Source organism: Bradyrhizobium sp. CCGB12 (assembly GCF_024199845.1).
Lineage (GTDB): Bacteria > Pseudomonadota > Alphaproteobacteria > Rhizobiales > Xanthobacteraceae > Bradyrhizobium.
Genome location: NZ_JANADO010000001.1, coordinates 4459469 through 4478132, shown reverse-complemented (window position 1 = coordinate 4478132; position 18664 = coordinate 4459469). Strand labels below are relative to the sequence as shown.

Below are 18664 nucleotides of genomic sequence, written 5' to 3'. Positions count from 1 at the left end.
GATCATCGTGGGAAGTCGAGAAGAACTGATCCAGTGCAGCATTCCGTTTCTCCGCGAGGTCAAGGACATGACCCCCGGAGCCGAGATGGAGCGTTGGCTCAACGAGACATATGGGGAGGAGAGCGCGCTCTATCAGGATCTCGCTCGCCTGATCAAGGTCGGGATCGAGGAGGGATGGGCGGCAAATCAGGAGGTGGACGGCCCAAACTACCGCCGCAGCCGCATCCTGGAGCCCACTGCTGAAACGTTCCAGTTCAGCATCACCGCTGTGTACATGAACAGCGCCGATCCGCGCCGCTTCAAGGACGAGGACGACCACGACGTGTTGCGGGGGCAATATCACGGCCATCCCTACGGCGAGCTCAACCTTGTGGTGCCCTTGAACAAGGGCGCGGAGCTGAAGGGATTGCAGGGATGGCAGGGAGCCGGCTGGACGGCGCCTGATCCGGGCAGCAGGCACTATCCCGAAGTCAGGGGCGGCGCGGTCATTGCACTGTTCTATCTGCCGGCCGGGCGCATCTCGTACGATTTCAACGCGCCGGCCGGATGATGCGCCGAGCCACGCCAGGCCGAGCTATTCGCGGTACTGACGCCGGCAGCCTAGTCCATGCCTTCGTCCGGAATATTCACAATGGTCCCGCAGGCCTTGCAATGCACCGCGTCGACATCATGGCGCTGCAGACCGCAGACGGGGCAGGGAAAGCGCACCTTGGAGGGCGCCAGCAACGCCTTGGCGAGATTCAGGAACAGGGTTACGCCGAAGATCATGATGACGACGGTGATCAGGCGTCCGACGGTGCCGGGCAAGGTGATGTCGCCGAAGCCGGTCGTGGTCAGTGCGGTGACTGTGAAGTAGAGCGCGTCGGCATAGTTGGCGATCTGATGGTTGTGAGACTTTTGGGTCTCGTAGACGATTCCCGTCATCACGAAGATGAACACGCCGAGGTTCGCGACGGCAAAGACGACCTCTTCATTCCGCCGGAAGAAGGGGCTGTCTATCCGAAGCCGCGCCACCATCTGATAGTCGCGCAGCAGTCGCAACGTTCGAAATGCGCGCAGGAAGCCGCCGGCTTCGCCAGCGAGCGGCGCGAGGAACGAAATGATAACGACGATGTCGGTCCAAGTCGACACCCGCGCGAGGTCGTGCAGCGGCTGACGGCTGATGATCATTCGTGCTGCGAAATCCGCAAGGATCAATACACCGAACACGACATCCAGCGACTCGACAACCCTGTTGCGAGGCATGAACGACGTCGCAATGATGAACAAGACCGTGATGATATCGAGCGCGAGCAAGGCGTACCGGAATTTGATGCAGCCGAAAGTGTCGCCTTCGTAAAGTGTTCGGATACTGCTCTTCAGGCGCAGAAACGGGGCGGCGACAGCGTCGGGCGCCCCATGATCACTCGTGTCGTTGCGATCAACCGCCATGGTCAGCGACCGCCGCGCTTGTGCCGGCAGCCTATCCCTCCGAAGGATCGAGGACTTCGCCGATCTTGTTGACGGCGACATTGATCGACATGCCCAGGTAGTCGCCGGGATCTCCGAACCACGAGCCGGCCAGCGGCACGGCCTGGCCCGGATGCCGCGCAATCGCCACCGGGATGAGGTCGAAGCCGGAGCTAAGGCTGTTGGTTGGATCATAATCCAGCCATCCGGCACCAGGCAGGAATACCTGCACCCATGCGTGGGTCGCGCCGGAGCCGGTCATGCCCACGGCGCCGCCGTCAAGTGCCGCGTCGTAGAGATAGCCGCTGACGAAGCGGGCGGCGAAACCGAGCCGGCGCAACGTCTCGATCATCAGCCACGCGAAGTCCCGGCAGGTGCCTGATTTTGTGCGCAGCGTCTCCCCGGGCGACTGGGTGCCTTCGGCATTTCTCCCGCGATAGCTGAACTCGCTGCGAAACATGCCCAGCATTCGGCGCAGCACGTCGGCGGTCCGGTCCTGATCGCCGGCGACGAAGCTCTTGGTCCACGCCGCATGGCTGCCGTCGGCATCGTCGGCATGCGGGCGCAGGTAACCGGCAAGGTCGGTCCATTCGTCCGGCGTATACTGCACGGGGACTTCCTCGGCCCGTGGCTCCAGCGGAAACGCCTCCAGACCCTTGATGCCGAAATAGATGCCGCGAACCCTGAACGTGAATGTCAGCTCGCTGCCGGGTTCGCTGAAGTCCATCACCGTGACGGCATTGGAGCGGGAGTCGGTGACCCAATGCACCCTCGATGACAGGCTGGTCGATGCGGACCAGCGAAGCAGCCGGGTCGAGGCGCCCGGCCGCGGCAGGAACATCGCGCGGTGCGTGCCGAACGTCACCGGCTTTGCATAGCGATAGGTCGTAATGTGCGTGATCTCGCCAATGATCGCCATGCACTGATCCGCTTCGTTTTGCGGAGCTCGTTGAGGTGCTTTCCTCCCACGGGAAGAGCGAACTCAGCTTTCGGTCTGGCCATGTCGGCCCCTTGATCTAGATCAACGTTGCCCTGGGATCGTCTGGCTCAAGCTCGAACGATCACGCTTTGATTCCGACGTTGATGTGCGAATTGACCGAAATGGAGCGATGGAAATGGGGATCATTTGGACGATCATTATCGGATTTATCGTTGGCGTGGTCGCAAAGTTCATCATGCCAGGCGACAAATCCGAGCCCACGGGGTTCATTTTGACGACCGTTTTGGGAATTGTCGGCGCATTCGTTGCGACCTGGCTCGGCCAGGCGGTGGGATGGTATCGGTTCGGCGAGGGAGCCGGCTTCATTGGCAGCGTGGTCGGTGCAATCATCCTGCTCGTCCTGTACGGCCTTGTCATGGGTCGTCAGGGGCGCGCTTGAGCGATCCACATGTTCTGCCGCGTCGTGGCGCCAAGCGCACGACCGTGAAAATCATGCTGCCAGCTGCCGCGATGCTCGCGATCGTCTTCCCAGGACCCGCGCGAGCCGCAGCCCTCAGCGACGCCGAGGCGACGTTCCTCGACCAGCTCGTCACCGCGTCCGCGGTGCTCGAACAACGATGCGTCGGCTACGAGGTCAATGGTGCCGGCGGTGTTCAACTCGGCGCCCGGCTGCTCGGCAGTCCCGATGCGGCGATGGCCATGATTGATACGTATGCTGCGGCCATCAAGGCGCGCGATGGCGCGACCTACGATCCCAACAATTTCCGCCCCGAGGTGTACGAGGCGGCCAGCAAGACGTTCAGGCGCATTCGGACGGATTTGGTCAGGAATCCGGAGCGGGCCTGCGCCGATTATGGCGATACCAGCGTGGATCGCGGCCTGCTGAGACGATACTGAACATTCGAGGGCTACTCGGCAGCTTCGGCCACTGCACAACGGGCCGCACGTACGTACATGATGGGTAGAGCGAAGCGAAACCCATCGAGCTTCACTATTGCAGGTGGACCCGAAAGAGAAAGACTGAGGCGATGGGTTTCGCAAGAGCTCCACCCATCCTAAGGGGTTCATCTCGCGTCCGACCAAAGCAAAGCGGCAGCGTCGATCCGCTGACTTTGAGCGGCGGGACGGCTAAGGTTTCATCACATCCAGCCGGCACTTGGGAGGCGTTGATGGTCATCCTGTATTTCGACGAGGCTGAGGTCGGTAAATTGCGGACGGCGGGCCCGTATCAGGTATCGAAGGACGAAATCATCGAATTTGCCAGGAAGTTCGACCCGCAGCCCTTTCATGTCGATGAGGAGGCTGCCGCGCGCTCGGTCTTTGCGGGGCTGACGGCATCAAGTGCTCACACCTTCGCGATCCTCATTTCATTGTTGAGCAAGACACAGCCCTTTTCGTTTCGCGTCCTGGCTGGGCTCGGTTTTGATGAACTCAGGTTACCCGCGCCGGTGCGCCCGGGAGACGAGCTCGGTCTTGAGGTGACGATCCTAGAGAAGCGCGAAACCAAGTCGCATTCCGATAGGGGTGTCGTCCGCAACCAGATCCATCTCCGCAATCAAAAACGTGAAATCGTGCTGCAGTGCATCGGCACAGTCCTCGTCGCGCGCCGGCCGGTCGCGAGCTCCTGAGACGTCGAAGCGAAGCCCTACCGCCGCGCCTCCTCGCCCGCGATCCTTGCCAGATAATCCTTCTTGCTGAACTGCATGTGGTCGACGCAGAGCTGCGCCAGCGCCCAGCTGTCGCGGCCCTTCAACAGCTCGATCATCAGTTCGTGCTGGCGCCGCGACTGCGCCAGCCCGTTGCGGTCGGCGAGGTTCTTAGCGCGCATCGGCAATGTCAGGTTCATGTAGTCCTGCAGCGAGCGCACCAGATACGGATTATCGCAGGCCGAGAACAGCGCGAGGTGGAACGCATCGTTGGCCTCGTGAATGCCACGCAGGTCCTGCATGTCGGCCTTCGCGCAATACTGCCCTTGCAGTGCCGTGAGTTCGTCGATCAGGCCTTGCGGTGCAGGCAGGGGGATCATCAGCGCGGCCTGTCGCGTCAGCATCTCCCGCACCTCGTAGATCTGCCGAACTTCCTCGGCCGAATAGAACCGCACGGTGGCGCCGACGTTCTTCTCACGACGGACGATGCCGCGCTGCTCGGCTTCCACCAGGGCCTGGCGCACGAAATGCCTGGAGGTGCCGTAGCGCGACATCAGCGCGTCTTCGGTGAGGCGCGCGCCCGGCGAGAGGCGGCCGAAGATGATGTCCTCCTCCAGCCGCGCGACCACGTCGTCCGGATCGTCGCGCCGGACCGGCATGCTGTCTGCGGTGCGAATGTCGGACATGCCCTCAGCCTCCCGGCCTTGGGCCGGCCCGTCCTCTGGAGCAGGGAAGGTGCAGATTGTCAATAATTTGTGCCCTGCACCCGCCGTGAAGGCCGAAACCGCGACAATATGCACCAATCTTATTGACAATCGAGGGGCTGGCTGTACCACAATGGCAACTTGGAAGGAGTGGCATGATGACGAGTGGCTTGCGCAAGGGTCTGACCAGCTATGGCGATGCCGGCTTCTCGCTGTTTCTGCGCAAGGCGTTCATCAAGGCCATGGGCTATTCCGACGACGCGCTGGAGCGCCCGATCGTCGGCATCACCAACACCTATAGCGACTACAACCCCTGCCACGGCAACGTCCCTGACATCATCGAGGCCGCCAAGCGCGGCGTGATGCTGTCAGGTGCGATGCCGTTCGTGTTCCCGACGATCTCGATCGCCGAGAGCTTTGCGCATCCAACCTCTATGTATCTGCGCAATCTGATGGCGATGGACACCGAGGAGATGATCCGCGCGCAGCCGATGGACGCGGTGATCGTCATCGGCGGCTGTGACAAGACCCTGCCGGCGCAGGTGATGGCCGCGATCAGCGCCGATCTGCCGACGGTCGTCATTCCGGTCGGCCCCATGGTGGTCGGCCATCACAAGGGCGAGGTGCTGGGCGCCTGCACCGACTGCCGCCGGCTGTGGGCAAAATATCGCGCCGGCGACATGGACGATGCCGAGATCGAGGCGGTGAATGGCCGCTTGGCGCCGTCGGTCGGTACCTGCATGGTGATGGGCACGGCCTCGACCATGGCTTGCATGATCGAAGCCATGGGACTGTCGTTGCCGATGAGCGCGACGATCCCGGCGCCACACGCCGAGCGTTTCCGTCTGGCGGAAGCGAGCGGCAAGGTGGCCGCCGAGATGGCGAAGACGAAGGGTCCGAAGCCGAGCGAAGTGCTGACGCCGGCGTCTTTCAAGAATGCGCAGGTCGTGCTTCAGGCGATCGGCGGCTCGACCAACGGCTTGATCCATCTGACGGCGATGGCGCATCGCTCGCCGCATCGGCTCGACCTCGAAGTGTTCGACCAGATCGGTCGCGAGGTGCCGGTGCTGATCGATCTCAAGCCGTCCGGCGAACATTACATGGAGCATTTCCACCACGCCGGCGGCGTGCCGAAATTGCTGGCGCAGCTTGGCGATCTCATCGATCTCGACGCCAAGACCATCACCGGCCAGACGCTGCGCGATATTGCGGTGAATGCGGAGGACGTGCCCGGCCAGGACGCGATCCGTTCACGCGACAATCCGATCAAGAAAGAGGGCGGCCTCGCCATCCTGCACGGCAACCTCGCGCCGCGTGGCGCGGTGATCAAGCAATCGGCCGCGAGCCCGAAACTGTTGCAGCACACCGGGCGCGCCGTCGTGTTCGAATCCGTCGAGGATATGACCTTGCGGGTCGACGATCCCGATATCGACGTGACGGCCGATGACGTGCTGGTGCTGCGCAATGCCGGCCCGAAGGGTGCTCCGGGCATGCCCGAGGCCGGGTACCTGCCGATCCCGAAGAAGCTCGCGCGCGGCGGCACCAAGGACATGGTGCGCATTTCGGACGCGCGCATGAGCGGCACCGCGTTCGGCACCATCGTGCTGCACATCACGCCGGAATCCGCCGTCGGCGGGCCGCTGGCGCTGGTGAAGAACGGCGACATGATCCGCCTGGATGTGGCCAAGCGCAGCATCGAGCTGCTGGTCGATGCCGCCGAACTGGAACGCAGACGTGCCGCGCTGAAGCCGGCCGTTGCGCCCGAAGAGGTGCGGCGCGGCTACGCCTGGCTGTTCAACGAGACCATCATGCAGGCCGACGAGGGCTGCGATTTCGATTTCATGCAGAGGACTGGACCAAAGACTGAGAAGGGGTGAGCGACCACCCGCAAACGGTTCAGCCGCAAAAGCGGCGAACCATAAAACAGGGGGAAACGATGATTGCACGATCCATGCGTGGGTTGGCGGCCATGGCCGCCGTGCTGTTCGTCACGGGGGCCGGGGCTCAGGAGGTAAAGCATTATCGCTTCGCCTATGACCAGCCGCGCAACACCGGCTATTCCATTGCGGGCGATATCTTTGCCGACAAGCTCAAGGAATTGAGCAAGGGCACCATGATCATCGACCAGTATCCGGGCGCGCAGCTCGGGCAGGAGCCGCAGGTGCTCCAGCTCGTGAAGGCCGGCGACGTCGAATTCTCGATCATCTCTTCCGCCAACACCGCGACGATCTCCCCGCAGGCCGGCGTGATGTCCTTGCATTACCTCTTCCGCGACGAGAACCATGTGATCAAAGGGCTCGCCGATCCCCGCGTGTTCGAAGCGCTCAAGACTATGATCGACGAGACCACGCAGGGCCTGCATGTGATTGCGACCGGCTCGCAGGGCGTGCGCCACATGTACTCCAAGAAGGAGATCCACAACGTCGGCGACGTCAAGAGCCTGAAGGTCCGCGTGCAGGCGACCGCGACCGAGGACACCATGTTCCCGGCCTATGGCGCCCAGACCGTGCACATGCCGTTCGGCAGCGTCTACACGTCGCTGCAAACCGGTGTGGTCGATGTCGCCGAGAACAGCATCAACGTCTACCTCGTCAACAAGCACTACGAGGTCGCCCCGGTCCTCAACATCACCGAGCACGAGGCCAACAATGCGCTGGTGTTCGTCTCGGACAAACTCTGGCAGAGCCTGTCCGCCGAGCAGAAGGGGTGGGTGCAGGCGGCGGCCAACGAGGTCAGCACCAAGGAGCCGGCGAAGGCGTTCGAGCTCGAACGAGCCGCCGCGGAAAAGCTCAAGAAGATGGGCGTCAAGCTCGTCCAGGACGTCGACAAGAAGAGCTTTACGGCGATCGCCGACCCCTATCTCGACAAGCTCGCCAAAGATCTCGGCCCGCATGCCGAGAAGATCAAGGATTTGATCCGGTCGATCAACTGACCGCGCGTACCGCTCTCTCCGCGAGTCGTCCCGGCGAAAGCCGGGACCCATAACCACAGGATTGAGTTTGGCGAGGACTTGGAGTCGCCAGCTCGCGCAACAACTCCGCTTTGGGATTATGGGTCCCGGCTTTCGCCGGGACGACGGGGGTAACGATGGCCATTGCCGACAAACTGCTCGCTCACCGCCAACGTCACTTGAAATGGCGCTGGCTCGACTGGCTCGAGCTCGCGCTGATGATCCTGTGCGGACTGCTCTGCTTCGGCTTCTCATTGTCGGTGACCGCCGACATCGTCACCCGCACCGTCGGCCATCCCTGGCTGTGGCTCCAGGAGGTGACCTCGACGCTGTTCATCTACGCGATCTTCATCGGCACGGCGGCTGCAACGCGTCGCAATGACCACCTCTATCTCACCGCGATCTCCGAGGCGATGCACGGCACCTCGCGGCTCATCGTCGAGGTGATCATCCGTCTCATCGTGCTCGGCGTCGCCTTCTGCCTGATTTGGTACGGCTACCAGAACTATCTCCGCGGCTTCGGCAGCTTCCGCCTGCCGTCGGGCACACCGATTGCCTCGCTCTATGCGATCATCCCGCTGTCGGGCGTGCTGATCGGCCTGTTCACCATCGAGCAGCTCGTCAATGGTCTGCGCAACGGCTTTGACCATCCCGAGCCGCCCGACGAGGATGCCGGGCCTGGCGTCACCGAGGTGCAGATGAGGGCGCAGCCGTGAGCGCACCCGTCGTCCTGGCCTTGATGACGGTCTGCTTCCTGTCCTTCGGCTATCTCGGCGTGCCGGTGCCGTTCTCGCTGATGGCAGGGGTGTTCATCGGTGCGCTCCTGTCGGACGTCTCGCTCGCCGCGATCATCCAGAAGATCTTCGACGGCGTCGATTCCGAGGCGCTGCTGGCGATCCCGTTCTTCCTCCTGGTCGGCGAGCTCATGAGCTCGGCCAATGTTGTGGTGCGAATAGCCAATCTCTCGGTATCGCTGGTCGGGCATATCAGGGGCGGGCTATCGCAGGTCGTCGTGGTCTTCAGCATGTTCTTCTCGGAGATGTCGGGCTCGACCACCGCCGACGTCGCCGTGATGAGCCGCGCGCTGGGCGGCCCGATGAAACGCGAGGGCTACGAGCCCGCCTTCATTGCCGCGATCATCGCGTCTGCCTCGACGATCGCGGCGCTGGTGCCGCCGAGCATCACGGCCGTGGTCTACGGCGCGGTCGGCAATGTCTCGATCGCCGGCCTGTTCATGGCGGGCGTCGTGCCCGGCCTGATGATCGGCTTCGGCCTCATGATCTACTGCTACTTCTTCGGCCCCTCGGGCCTGCGCAAGCCGCGCGCGCCACTGCGGCAGGTGGTGTTCGCCGCGGGCGATGCCGCGCTGCCGCTGATGATCCCGGTGATCCTGCTCGGCGGCATCCTGACCGGCTGGTTCACGCCGACGGAGGCCGGCGTGGTCGCCGTGGTCTGGATCGTCCTGGTCGTGATCCCCGCGCTCAATCGCGGGCACATCAGGAAGATTCCCTACGATTTCTGTCTCGCCGGCCTGATCTTCTCGCTGCCGCTGATCACGATCGGCGCCGCCAACGCCTTCGGCTGGATGCTCGCGTATTTGCGCGGCGCGACCTTCATTGCCGAGTGGATCACCTCGATCGCCGGCAACGATCCGCATCTGATCATGCTCTTGATGGTGCTGCTGTTCACCGTGGTGGGTGACTTTATCGAGCCGGTGCCGACCATCATCATCTTCATGCCGCTGGTCAACGCGCTGACGGAGGCCGGCGACATCAACGCCGTGCACATGGGCGTGGTGCTGATCGCCACGCTCGCCTTTGGCCTGATCACGCCACCTTACGGGCTCGTGCTGCTGATGGCCTCGAAATTCGTCGGCGTCAGCTTTGCCAAGGCGCTGCGCGCGGCGCTGCCGATCTATCTGGTATTCCTGGCGACCATCGCATTCGCGATCTATTTTCCGAGCGTGGTGCTGTGGCTGCCGCGGCACGTGCTCCCGGAGTCGGTCGGCTGCTTCAAGTCGCCGGCGGGGACGGGTTATATCTGTCCGCAGTAGCGACTTGCTCGATCCGCCATTGCCCGACCTCGTGCAAATAGCGGAACGGCGTGCCATGGCTGTTCTTGAAATAGCTGCCGCACAGCGCGTTCGCCATGGCCTGCATCACCGCGTCGTGGCAGACGAACAGGAAGTTGCTGTCAGGATGGCGGTCGAGCCATGCGGAGACGCAAGCCAGCGACCGTCCGGCCATGGCGTCCCAGTTTTCGCCGTCGGTCGGCAGGATCGAGACGAGGCCCGTCGCCGATGTGACGCCGTGCTTGATCATGAGGTCGCGGACGGGGAGGCCTTCAAAGCTGCCGAAATCGAACTCGATGATGCCTTCGTCGATCGCAAGCGGGACCGAGATCGCGTCCGCGATGATCTCGGCGGTTCGCGCCGCGCGCACCAAGGGGCTTGCGACGATGCGGCTGATGCCGACACCGCGCAACATGTTCGCGGCCTCGTGCGCTTGCCGCAGGCCGTCCTCGTTCAGCGGGTTATCCGTCCGGCCCTGGAACAGCCCCTTGCGATTCCAGTCGGTGGCGCCGTGACGCAGGCCGTAGAAAGTGCGCGCGGGCGTCGTCACTTGGACTTGCTCGTGAACTTCTTCACCGCAGTGCGGAACTCGTCCGTGTTCATCGCCATGATGATCTTGTGCTCCTCGGCGTCGAGCTGCTGCTTCACCGGCGTGGTGGCGGCCTGGTAGACCAGCGACTTGGTGCCGGCGATTGCGGCCGGCGGATTTTGCGCCAGACGCTCGGCGAGTTGGCGCGTGGCAGCCTTCAGATCAGCAGCGGGAACGACCTTGGCGACCAGACCCCACTCGTAGGCCCGCTGCGCGGTAAAATTGTCCTCGGACAGGAAGATCTGCAGCGCGCGGCGGGAGCCGACCGTGCCGACGATGCCGACCGTCGAGCCCCCGTCCGGCGACACCCCGATCTTGGCATAGGCCGGCGTGAACTTGGCATCCTCCGCGGCGATGCAGAGATCGGTCACGAAGGCGAGCCCCATGCCGGCGCCGGCGGCCGAGCCGTGCACGCTCGACAGCGAGATTTTTGGCATGCGCCTGACGATCTCGATGAAGGCATGATAGTGTTTCAAGAGCTCGCCGACCACGGGCGTCACCGTGCCCGCTTCGGCGGCGGCCCCGATCGTCTGAAGATCGCCGCCGGCTGAAAAGGCCCGGCCTTCGCCTTCGAGGACGACGACCTTGATGTCGTTTGCGCTCTCGAGATAGGCCGCGAGTTGCTCGAGCCTCTGCGCGATCGCAAGGTTGATCGAATTGAAGGCGGCGGGCCGGTTGAGTGTTATGGTCGCTATCGGGCCGTCGATCCGCAGCAGGGCGGGATCGTCGGGCTTGGAGACGGGAGCTGGCATCTTGAAATCCCCGGCAAGAGGTCGTTGCTGCAACTAAATCGCAGAAGGCGAGGGGAGACAATCCCCGGTCGCTCTTGCGCTGGGCCAAACGATAGGCTCAAATGGAGCCGCCTTCGCCAAGGGACGGACACGAGCGCCGGCTCCTCGTAAGGCCAGCAAATCAAAATCAGCGAGAGAGGAGACGACATGGGTCACGCTCGTGTCTCCGGAAGTGGGCTGTTCCGATGACGGATGGTCCGGTGATCATTGTCGGTGCCGGCCATGGCGGCTACCAGGTTGGGGCATCCCTGCGCCAGGCGGGCTTCTCCGAGCGCATCTGTCTGATCAATGACGAGGCGCATCTGCCCTATCAGCGGCCGCCGCTGTCCAAGGCCTACATCAAGGGTTCGGCCGGGCCGGAGAGCCTGATGTTCCGGCCAGAGAAATTTTACCACGACCAGAACATCGAGCTGATCGCCGGTCGCGCCGTCTCGATCGACCGCACCGCACGCAAGGTCCTCCTCGCCTCCGGCGAGACGCTGCCCTACGGTCATCTCGTGCTGGCCACGGGCGCGCGAAACCGCTTGCTCGATCTGCCCAACGCCAATCTGGCGGACGTGAAATATCTGCGCATCCTCGACGACAGCGAGGCGCTGCGACAAATCATGCCGTCGAAGAAACGTGCGGTGATCATCGGCGCCGGCTTCATTGGCCTCGAATTCGCCGCCACCGCGCGGATCAAGGGCGTGGAGGTCGACGTGCTCGAGCTCGCCCCGCGCGTGATGGCGCGCGCGGTGACGGCCGAGGTCTCCGAGTATTTTCAGGCTCGGCATCGCGAGGCCGGCATCCGCATCCATCTCGGTGTGCAGGCAACCTCCATCGAAGCCGAGGGCGGCAAGGTTACCGGCGTCAGTCTCAGCGACGGCCGGCATTTGCCCGCCGACCTCGTCGTGGTCGGCGTCGGCGTGCTGCCGAACATCGAGCTCGCCGCGGAGGCGGGGCTGCCGGTCGCTGCCGGCATCATCGTGGACGAATATCTTGCGACGGCTGATCCCGATATCTCCGCGGTCGGCGATTGCGCGCTGTTCGCAAGCCCGCGCTTCGGCGGCTCGCTGCGGCTGGAATCGGTGCAGAACGCCACCGATCACGCCCGCTGCCTCGCGGCGCGGCTGACCGGCGACAGGAAGCCTTACGACGGCCATCCCTGGTTCTGGAGCGACCAGGGCGACGACAAGCTGCAGATGGCGGGCCTCACCACCGGCTACGATCGCGTCGTGCTGCGCGGCGATCCCGCCAAGAAAGCGTTCTCGGCGTTCTGCTACAGGGGCGACGCGCTGCTGGGCATCGAGTCGGTCAACCGTGCCGGCGACCACATGTTCGGGCGCAGGCTGCAGGGTATGAACCGCTCGATCACGCCGGAGCAGGCCGCGGATGAAAGCTTCGACCTGAAGAGCGCGCTGGCCTGAGTTTTTCTCCCTCTCCCCGCTTGCGGGGAGAGGGTCGGGGTGAGGGGGACTCTCCGCGGGGACGGTGACAGTCGGACTCGCGGAGGCTCCCCCTCACCCGGATTGCATCTGCGATGCAATCCGACCTCTCCCCGCAAGCGGGCGAGGTGAAGAGAGAGCTCCGTCTTACAAGACCGCCGCCACTTCCTTCGCCGTCGGCATCGACGGCCCCGCGCCCATGCGCTGAACGCTGATCGAGGCGGCGGCGTTGGCGAAGGCGAGGGCGGTGCGCAAAGCCGCGCCATCGGCGAGGCGCGCGGCGAGCGCGCCCACAAAACAGTCGCCGGCGCCGGTCGTATCGACCGCCTTCACCACGCGGCCGGGTACGGAAATCTCCTCGCGTCCCGCCAGCGCGAGCACGCCGCGCTTGCCGAGCGTGACGCAGATGGTCTGATCCTCCCGCGCCTGAAGTTGTCGCGCGACATCGATGATCCGCGTGCCCTCGTCTCCGTCGGAGAGCTCGGTGCCTGCGAGGAAGCCGAGCTCGGTCTCGTTCAGCACGAGGATGTCGACGAGCGCGAGCAGCTCGCCGGACATTTTTTGTGCCGGCGCCGGGTTGAGCAATGTCGGCGCTCCAGCCGCACGCGCGTGCTGAAAGAATGCAGCGATCGTCGGCAGCGGAATCTCGAACTGGCTGACCGCGACGTCACCCTTCAGCAGCGGCACGACGCCGACATCATCCGCGCTGACAAGCGCGTTGCTGCCGGGTATGACGACGATGGTGTTGTCGGCCTCGGCGACCGTGATGATCGCAGTGCCGGTGTGGGCCTCCGCCGTCTCCTTGACGTAGCCGAGATCGATGCCCTGTTCGCCGAGAAACGCCCTCAGCTCGGTCCCGAACGCATCCGTGCCCAGCCGCCCGATCAGCGTGGTCTTGGCGCCGAGCCGCGCCGCCGCGACCGCCTGGTTCGCGCCCTTGCCGCCCGGAAAATACAGCACCTGCTTACCCGCGACGGTCTCGCCGACCTTGGGATGGCGATCGGCAGTCGCCACCACATCCATGTTGATGCTGCCGGCGACGAAGACGCGCCCCATGATGACCTCGGTGAATGCTAGACCCTGACCTCGAACTCGTGCCTGACTTTTGCGATGTCCACAAGCGTCGGCAAGCCGGCCTCGTTGCCGAGACGCTGGATCTTGTAGGTCGAGGCGGCGCGGGCAAAATCAAAATGCTCGCGCCAGCTTTTGCCGGGATGGGCGAGGTAGGAATAGACATAGGCGCCGTGGAAGACGTCGCCGGCACCGTTGGTGTCGATCACCCGCTCGCGCGGGATCGGCATCGCCGGCATCACCTGGACCGTCCCCGTCTCGTCGTACCAGAGCAGGCCCTTCTCGCCCATGGTGATACCGCCGATCTTGCAGCCGCGGCCCTTGAGATAGTCCAGCATCTTCTCCGGCGTCAGATCCATCTGCTCGCACAGGCGCTCGGCGACGATCGCGACGTCGATGAATTCCAAGAGCTCATGGGTGTTGGTGCGAAGGCCGCCGCCGTCGAGCGAGGTCAGGATGCCGGCTTCGCGGCACACCTTGGCATAGTGGATCGCGGCATCCGGCTGGTGGCCGTCGACATGCAGTGCGCGGCAGCCGCCGAGATTGAGCATCGGGAAGGGGTGAATGTGCTCGTCGTCGCGGCAACGGACGATGGCGCGCTTGCCGTCCTTGGGCATGATGAAGGAGAGTGAGGACTGGTTCACCTTCCGCCCGTGCAGCGAGATCGCGTATTTCGCGCACATATCCTGGAACATGCGCCCCAGCCAGTCATTGGCCGCGGTGGCGATGAGATCGGGCACGATGCCGAGCTTGGCGCAGCAGAACGCCGCCGTCACCGCGTTGCCGCCGAAGGAGACTGCGTAGTCCGAGGCCACGTGCTTCTCGTCGCCGGTCGGCATGTGGTCGGTGATGAAGACGACGTCGATATAGGTCTGTCCGATGAAGAGAGCCTGCATTGCTTGTCCGTGATGCGCGTGTGGTCCCGGCCGGCGCGCTTATTCTAACACCGGTTCCGCCGAGGGATCGCTGAAATTATTCGCAAAACCGCCGCCCGAAGCGCTTGAGGTCAGCATGGTCAGGGAATACGACCATGACAGGGCAATGCCAAGCCCGGGCAAATGCCGTATTTCGGCCCATGGTTCCAGATCAATAAAGGGTCGATCAAAAGGGGGGAAGATGATCACCGGCCTCGATCACGTCGTCGCGCTGGTCCGGGATATCGGTGCGGCGAAGGCGGCGTATCAGACGCTGTTGGGGCGCGCGCCTGCCTGGCAGAACTCCGGCGAGGGCGCCGACCGGGTGCTGTTCACCCTCGACAACATGACGATCGAATTGATGGCGCCGAGCGGCTTCAGCGTCACCGCCGATCGCATGCGCGCGCTGCTCGACGACCATGAAGGCGTGCTCGCCAGCCTGTGCTTTCGTGTCGCCGACATGAGCAAGATGCACCGCCGGCTGGAGCGGGTGGCCTTGCGGCCGGATCCGATCGCCGAGGTCGAAAGCAACGATGCCCTCACCGATGCCGTGCTGCACTGGAAGCGCACGCGCGCCGCCACCGAGCTCACGCGCGGCGTGCGCATGTTCTTCCTCGAATTGGCCGACGAGCGTCCCAAGTCGGTCGCGACCGACATCGCGCCGATCGACGCGCTCGACCATGTCGTGATCACGACGGAGGATTCCGAGTGCGCCGCCGCGCTCTACGGCGCGCGGCTCGGGCTCGATCTGGCGCTCGACCGCTCCCACCAGGATTGGGGGCAGCTGATGTTCTTCCGCTGCGGCGACCTGATCGTCGAGGTGGTGCGTCGCCCGGTGGCGGGCGGCGATGCCGCGCATGACCGCCTCTGGGGCCTGAGCTGGCGCGTCGCCGACATCGACGCCACCCGTGCCCGCCTGATCGCTGGCGGACTCGACGTCACCGAAGTGCGCAACGGCCGCAAGCCGGGCACGCGGATCATGACGGTCCGAAACGGCACCTGCGGGATCCAGACGGTGCTGCTGGAGCGCTCGCCGAAGCCGGTGGATTAGGCACCGTTCTCTCCGCTCGTCATTGCGAGGAGCCCTTGCGACGAAGCAATCCAGGCCGTCACCGCGGCGGCAGTCTGGATTGCTTCGCTGCGCTCGCAATGACGAAACTATGCGGCGGGCCGCGCGCATGATAAATGCGATCTAGACGAGCACCCAGCGAGCACCCGGTTTGGCGACAGCGAAGGCAAAGCGAACTCTGAAATGGCAGCGCGACCCCGAGGGGATGCGGCTGCGCATTCTCGAAGCCGCCAAGCAGGAGTTCTCCGCCCATGGCCTCGCCGGCGCGCGCGTCGACCGCATCGCGGCGAAAGCCGGCGCCAACAAGCGCATGCTGTACTACCATGTCGGCAACAAGGACGAGCTTTACCTCGCGGTGCTCGAAGGCGCCTATGACAAAATCCGCAGCGAGGAGCGGGGGCTCGATCTCGAACATCTCGATCCGCCCGAGGCCATCAGGCGCCTGATCGAGTTCACCTGGAATTACTTCCTGCGCAATCCCGAATTCCTGTCGCTGCTCCAGACCGAGAACCTCGCGCGGGCAAAGCACCTGAAGCGCTCGACCAAGGTCAAGTCGATGCACTCGCCTTTCGTCGAGATGATCCGCACCGTGGTGCGCCGTGGTGTCGACAGCGGCGACTTCCAGGTCGCTGTCGATCCGGTGCAGCTCTACATCTCCATCGCCGGCCTCTGTTTCTTCTACCTCTCGAACTCGGCGACGCTCAGCGTGATCTTCGGCCGCGATTTGCTGGACAAGAAGGCCAAGGATGAGCGGCTCGCGCACATGATCGGCCTCGTGCTCGCCGCGCTGACGGGACAGTCCGTGGCGCTGTTCGAGATCGCGAAAGAGCCGAAGTCGCGCGCGACGGTGGTTCAGACGGCGTAAGGCGCGCTGTCTTCGTGTTCGTCGTCCCGGCGGAGGCCGGGATCCATACCGCGTGATGCCAATCCCGAACGACCAGTCTTCGCCAAACTCCTCCCTGGGGTGATGGGTCCCGGCCCCCCGTGCGCAATTGCGCACTAGGCCGGGGCGACACCTGTGATTTGGTACGGCCCTCGGTCCTCAAGGGACACCGAACATGCGGAACCCGGCGCAAAACGTCACAGGGAAAGCTCTGGACAGTATTTATCCAACGGGTTAATTTCTCTCCCGAACGAAGAAGAAATGCCGGGAGTGAGACGTGGCTGAGTTGAAGCCGCAGAGTGCGGTGTCCAAGATGCTGAATGCGGCCTGGATTCGGCCGTTCTTGTTCCTCGTCTTCATCGTCGTCGCCTGGGATCTCGCGATCCGGCTGTTCAAGATTCCCGCCTACCAGATCCCGGCCCCGCTCGATGTCGTCGCCGTGCTGCGCACCGAATGGCCGGAACTGCTGCGCCAGTCCTGGCCGACCACCTATGCGACCGTCTGCGGTTTCCTGCTGTCGGCGCTGTTCGGCATTCCCGTCGCGATGTTGATTGCGGGCTCGAAGACGGTGGAGAGCTACGTCTACCCGCTGCTGGTGTTCTCGCAATCCGTGCCGAAGATCGCGATCGCGCCGCTGTTCGTGGTGTGGTTCGGCTTCGGCATCATCCCCAAGGTGATTTCGGCGTTCCTGCTCGGCTTCTTCCCCGTGGTGGTCTCCGCGGTGCAGGGCTTCAAGTCGGTCGATCCTGACATGGTCGATCTCGCCCGCGCCATGCAGGGCAGCCGCTTCCAGGTATTCCGTGCGGTGAACCTGCCGCATGCGCTGCCGGCGATCTTCTCAGGGCTGAAAGTGTCGGTGACGCTTGCTGTGGTCGGCGCCGTCGTCGGCGAGTTCGTCGGCTCCAATTCCGGCATCGGCTATGTGATGCAGCGCTCGATCGGCACCTTCGACCTGCCGACCATGTTCGCGGCGCTGGTGATCCTGGCGCTGCTCGGCGTGGTGCTGTTCTGGGTCGTCGACCGGATCGAGAAGCTGGTCATTCCCTGGCATGTCAGCCAGCGCGAGGACGTGATTTTCGCCTCTTGAGCATTTCGGCTCTGAAGCGAAGCAACGAACGGCCACCAACGGCCGACGCAACAACGACAAGGGAGAGTGACGATGAAGCGGTGGATAGGGGTTGTCTCGGCGGTGCTGATGACCTTTGCGGCCATGCCGGCACAGGCGGCCGACAAGGTCGTGCTGATGCTGAACTGGTACGTTTATGGCGAGCACGCGCCGTTCTATTACGGCAAGGCCAAGGGCATTTACGCGGCCGAAGGCATCGACCTCGAGATCCAGGAAGGCCGCGGCTCGGCAGCGACCACGCAGGCCGTTGCCGCCAAGACCGCGGACTTCGGCTATGTCGACGTCCCCACCATGATGCGCGCCGCGATCAAGGGGGCGCCCGTGGTCGCCACCGGCGTGCTGCTCCAGACCTCACCGATGTCCGCCATGGGCTTGGTCGACAAGAACATCAGGAAGCCCGAGGACATCAAGGGCAAGACGGTGGCGATCACGCCGGCCGACTCCATGACCCAGATCTGGCCGCTGTTCCTGAAGAAGACCGGCCTGAAAGAGAGTGACTTCAAGACCGTTGCAGGCGACGGCCAGACCAAGCTCAACGCCGTCATCAATGGCCAGGCCGACCTCTTGCTCGGCTACGTCATGGACCAGTCGATGAAGATCAAGGACGCCACCGGCAAGGACGTCTACCCGATCAAGTTCGCCGACTACGGCATCAACATGGTGTCGTCGGGCATCATCGCCAACGTCGACTATGTGAAGGCCAATGCCGATCTCGTCCGCCGCTTCATGTCGGCGACCACCAAGGCGGTCGAAGCCGCCGAGAAGGAGCCGAAGGCGGCGGCGCAGGCGATCCTCGATGCCAACCCCAAGGGCGGCAAGATCGATACGCTGACCCAGGGCTTTGAGCTGACCATTCCGCTCTACCGGACCGCGGAGACCAAGAGCAAGCGGCCGTTCCAGGTCACCGACCAGAACATGACGGACTCGGTCAATCTGATGGTCGAATATGGCGGCCTCGACGCCAAGGCCAAGGAGAACCCGAAGGCCTTCTACACTAACGACTATTTGCCGAAGAGTGGCTCGTGAAACCTGCGACG

Annotated in this window: 20 protein-coding genes; 13 read left to right on the top strand and 7 right to left on the bottom strand. The window is 63.7% G+C overall.

Annotation, left to right across the window (positions count from 1 at the left end; all coding sequences use genetic code 11):
• The first annotated feature begins 7 nt into the window (after positions 1 to 7).
• Positions 8 to 550 carry a DUF4863 family protein gene (locus NLM27_RS20970; RefSeq protein ID WP_309144801.1) on the top strand — a complete coding sequence of 181 codons (543 nt, stop codon included), beginning with the start codon at positions 8 to 10 and terminating at the stop codon, positions 548 to 550.
• A gap of 50 nt (positions 551 to 600) precedes the next feature.
• Here the strand turns inward: NLM27_RS20970 and NLM27_RS20965 are convergent, their stop codons facing one another.
• Positions 601 to 1431 carry a potassium channel family protein gene (locus NLM27_RS20965; protein WP_254148885.1) on the bottom strand — a complete coding sequence of 277 codons (831 nt, stop codon included), beginning with the start codon at positions 1429 to 1431 and terminating at the stop codon, positions 601 to 603.
• A gap of 31 nt (positions 1432 to 1462) precedes the next feature.
• Positions 1463 to 2368, bottom strand: coding sequence for a transglutaminase family protein (locus NLM27_RS20960; protein ID WP_254145115.1), 906 nt, complete (start codon positions 2366 to 2368; stop codon positions 1463 to 1465).
• A gap of 196 nt (positions 2369 to 2564) precedes the next feature.
• On the opposite strand from NLM27_RS20960, the gene NLM27_RS20955 reads away from it, so the two are divergent.
• The 3 genes from NLM27_RS20955 (at position 2565) to NLM27_RS20945 (ending at position 4017) form a co-directional block, all read left to right on the top strand.
• Complete coding sequence (locus NLM27_RS20955) at positions 2565 to 2828, top strand: GlsB/YeaQ/YmgE family stress response membrane protein (protein WP_254145114.1); 264 nt, start codon at positions 2565 to 2567, stop codon at positions 2826 to 2828.
• 44 nt (positions 2829 to 2872) lie between these two features.
• Positions 2873 to 3286, top strand: a complete 414-nt coding sequence (locus NLM27_RS20950) for a hypothetical protein (protein ID WP_254148884.1) — start codon at positions 2873 to 2875, stop codon at positions 3284 to 3286.
• Positions 3287 to 3558: 272 nt separating this feature from the next.
• Positions 3559 to 4017 carry a MaoC/PaaZ C-terminal domain-containing protein gene (locus NLM27_RS20945; RefSeq protein WP_254145113.1) on the top strand — a complete coding sequence of 153 codons (459 nt, stop codon included), beginning with the start codon at positions 3559 to 3561 and terminating at the stop codon, positions 4015 to 4017.
• A gap of 17 nt (positions 4018 to 4034) precedes the next feature.
• On the opposite strand, the gene NLM27_RS20940 is transcribed toward NLM27_RS20945, so the two are convergent.
• Positions 4035 to 4721, bottom strand: a complete 687-nt coding sequence (locus NLM27_RS20940; RefSeq protein ID WP_254145112.1) for a GntR family transcriptional regulator — start codon at positions 4719 to 4721, stop codon at positions 4035 to 4037.
• A gap of 176 nt (positions 4722 to 4897) precedes the next feature.
• Here NLM27_RS20940 and NLM27_RS20935 point away from each other — a divergent pair, with 176 nt between their 5' ends.
• From NLM27_RS20935 to NLM27_RS20920, 4 genes are all read left to right on the top strand, one after another.
• Positions 4898 to 6616: an IlvD/Edd family dehydratase gene (locus tag NLM27_RS20935; protein WP_254148883.1), complete on the top strand. Its 1719-nt coding sequence runs from the start codon at positions 4898 to 4900 to the stop codon at positions 6614 to 6616.
• Between the two features lie 59 nt (positions 6617 to 6675).
• The gene (locus NLM27_RS20930; RefSeq protein WP_254145111.1) at positions 6676 to 7671 is read left to right on the top strand and encodes a TRAP transporter substrate-binding protein; all 996 of its coding nucleotides are present in this window, start codon (positions 6676 to 6678) and stop codon (positions 7669 to 7671) included.
• A gap of 155 nt (positions 7672 to 7826) precedes the next feature.
• Positions 7827 to 8405, top strand: coding sequence for a TRAP transporter small permease (locus NLM27_RS20925; protein WP_254145110.1), 579 nt, complete (start codon positions 7827 to 7829; stop codon positions 8403 to 8405).
• The gene (locus NLM27_RS20920) at positions 8402 to 9742 is read left to right on the top strand and encodes a TRAP transporter large permease (RefSeq protein WP_254145109.1); all 1341 of its coding nucleotides are present in this window, start codon (positions 8402 to 8404) and stop codon (positions 9740 to 9742) included. Before NLM27_RS20925 ends, NLM27_RS20920 begins: the two co-directional genes overlap by 4 nt.
• Here NLM27_RS20920 and NLM27_RS20915 read toward each other — a convergent pair.
• Both NLM27_RS20915 and NLM27_RS20910 read right to left on the bottom strand, forming a co-directional pair.
• The gene (locus NLM27_RS20915) at positions 9702 to 10310 is read right to left on the bottom strand and encodes a histidine phosphatase family protein (protein WP_254145108.1); all 609 of its coding nucleotides are present in this window, start codon (positions 10308 to 10310) and stop codon (positions 9702 to 9704) included. The two genes, NLM27_RS20920 and NLM27_RS20915, sit on opposite strands and share 41 nt — an antisense overlap.
• A complete protein-coding gene (locus tag NLM27_RS20910; RefSeq protein ID WP_254145107.1) occupies positions 10307 to 11101 on the bottom strand; it encodes an enoyl-CoA hydratase/isomerase family protein in 795 nt (264 codons plus the stop codon). Before NLM27_RS20910 ends, NLM27_RS20915 begins: the two co-directional genes overlap by 4 nt.
• Positions 11102 to 11325: 224 nt before the next feature.
• Here NLM27_RS20910 and NLM27_RS20905 point away from each other — a divergent pair, with 224 nt between their 5' ends.
• Positions 11326 to 12546: an NAD(P)/FAD-dependent oxidoreductase gene (locus tag NLM27_RS20905; protein WP_254145106.1), complete on the top strand. Its 1221-nt coding sequence runs from the start codon at positions 11326 to 11328 to the stop codon at positions 12544 to 12546.
• A 165-nt stretch (positions 12547 to 12711) separates the two neighbouring features.
• Here NLM27_RS20905 and rbsK read toward each other — a convergent pair whose 3' ends face one another.
• Both rbsK and NLM27_RS20895 read right to left on the bottom strand, forming a co-directional pair.
• Positions 12712 to 13620, bottom strand: coding sequence for a ribokinase (gene rbsK, locus NLM27_RS20900; protein ID WP_254145105.1), 909 nt, complete (start codon positions 13618 to 13620; stop codon positions 12712 to 12714).
• 17 nt (positions 13621 to 13637) lie between these two features.
• Positions 13638 to 14531 carry a sugar kinase gene (locus NLM27_RS20895; RefSeq protein ID WP_254145104.1) on the bottom strand — a complete coding sequence of 298 codons (894 nt, stop codon included), beginning with the start codon at positions 14529 to 14531 and terminating at the stop codon, positions 13638 to 13640.
• Between the two features lie 220 nt (positions 14532 to 14751).
• Between NLM27_RS20895 and NLM27_RS20890 the strand changes: the two genes are divergently transcribed.
• From NLM27_RS20890 to NLM27_RS20875, 4 genes are all read left to right on the top strand, one after another.
• Complete coding sequence (locus NLM27_RS20890) at positions 14752 to 15600, top strand: VOC family protein (protein WP_254145103.1); 849 nt, start codon at positions 14752 to 14754, stop codon at positions 15598 to 15600.
• Between the two features lie 223 nt (positions 15601 to 15823).
• The gene (locus NLM27_RS20885; protein ID WP_254148882.1) at positions 15824 to 16483 is read left to right on the top strand and encodes a TetR/AcrR family transcriptional regulator; all 660 of its coding nucleotides are present in this window, start codon (positions 15824 to 15826) and stop codon (positions 16481 to 16483) included.
• A gap of 295 nt (positions 16484 to 16778) precedes the next feature.
• Positions 16779 to 17588, top strand: a complete 810-nt coding sequence (locus NLM27_RS20880; RefSeq protein WP_254145102.1) for an ABC transporter permease — start codon at positions 16779 to 16781, stop codon at positions 17586 to 17588.
• 72 nt (positions 17589 to 17660) lie between these two features.
• A complete protein-coding gene (locus NLM27_RS20875) occupies positions 17661 to 18653 on the top strand; it encodes an ABC transporter substrate-binding protein (RefSeq protein ID WP_254145101.1) in 993 nt (330 codons plus the stop codon).
• Positions 18654 to 18664 lie beyond the last annotated feature (11 nt).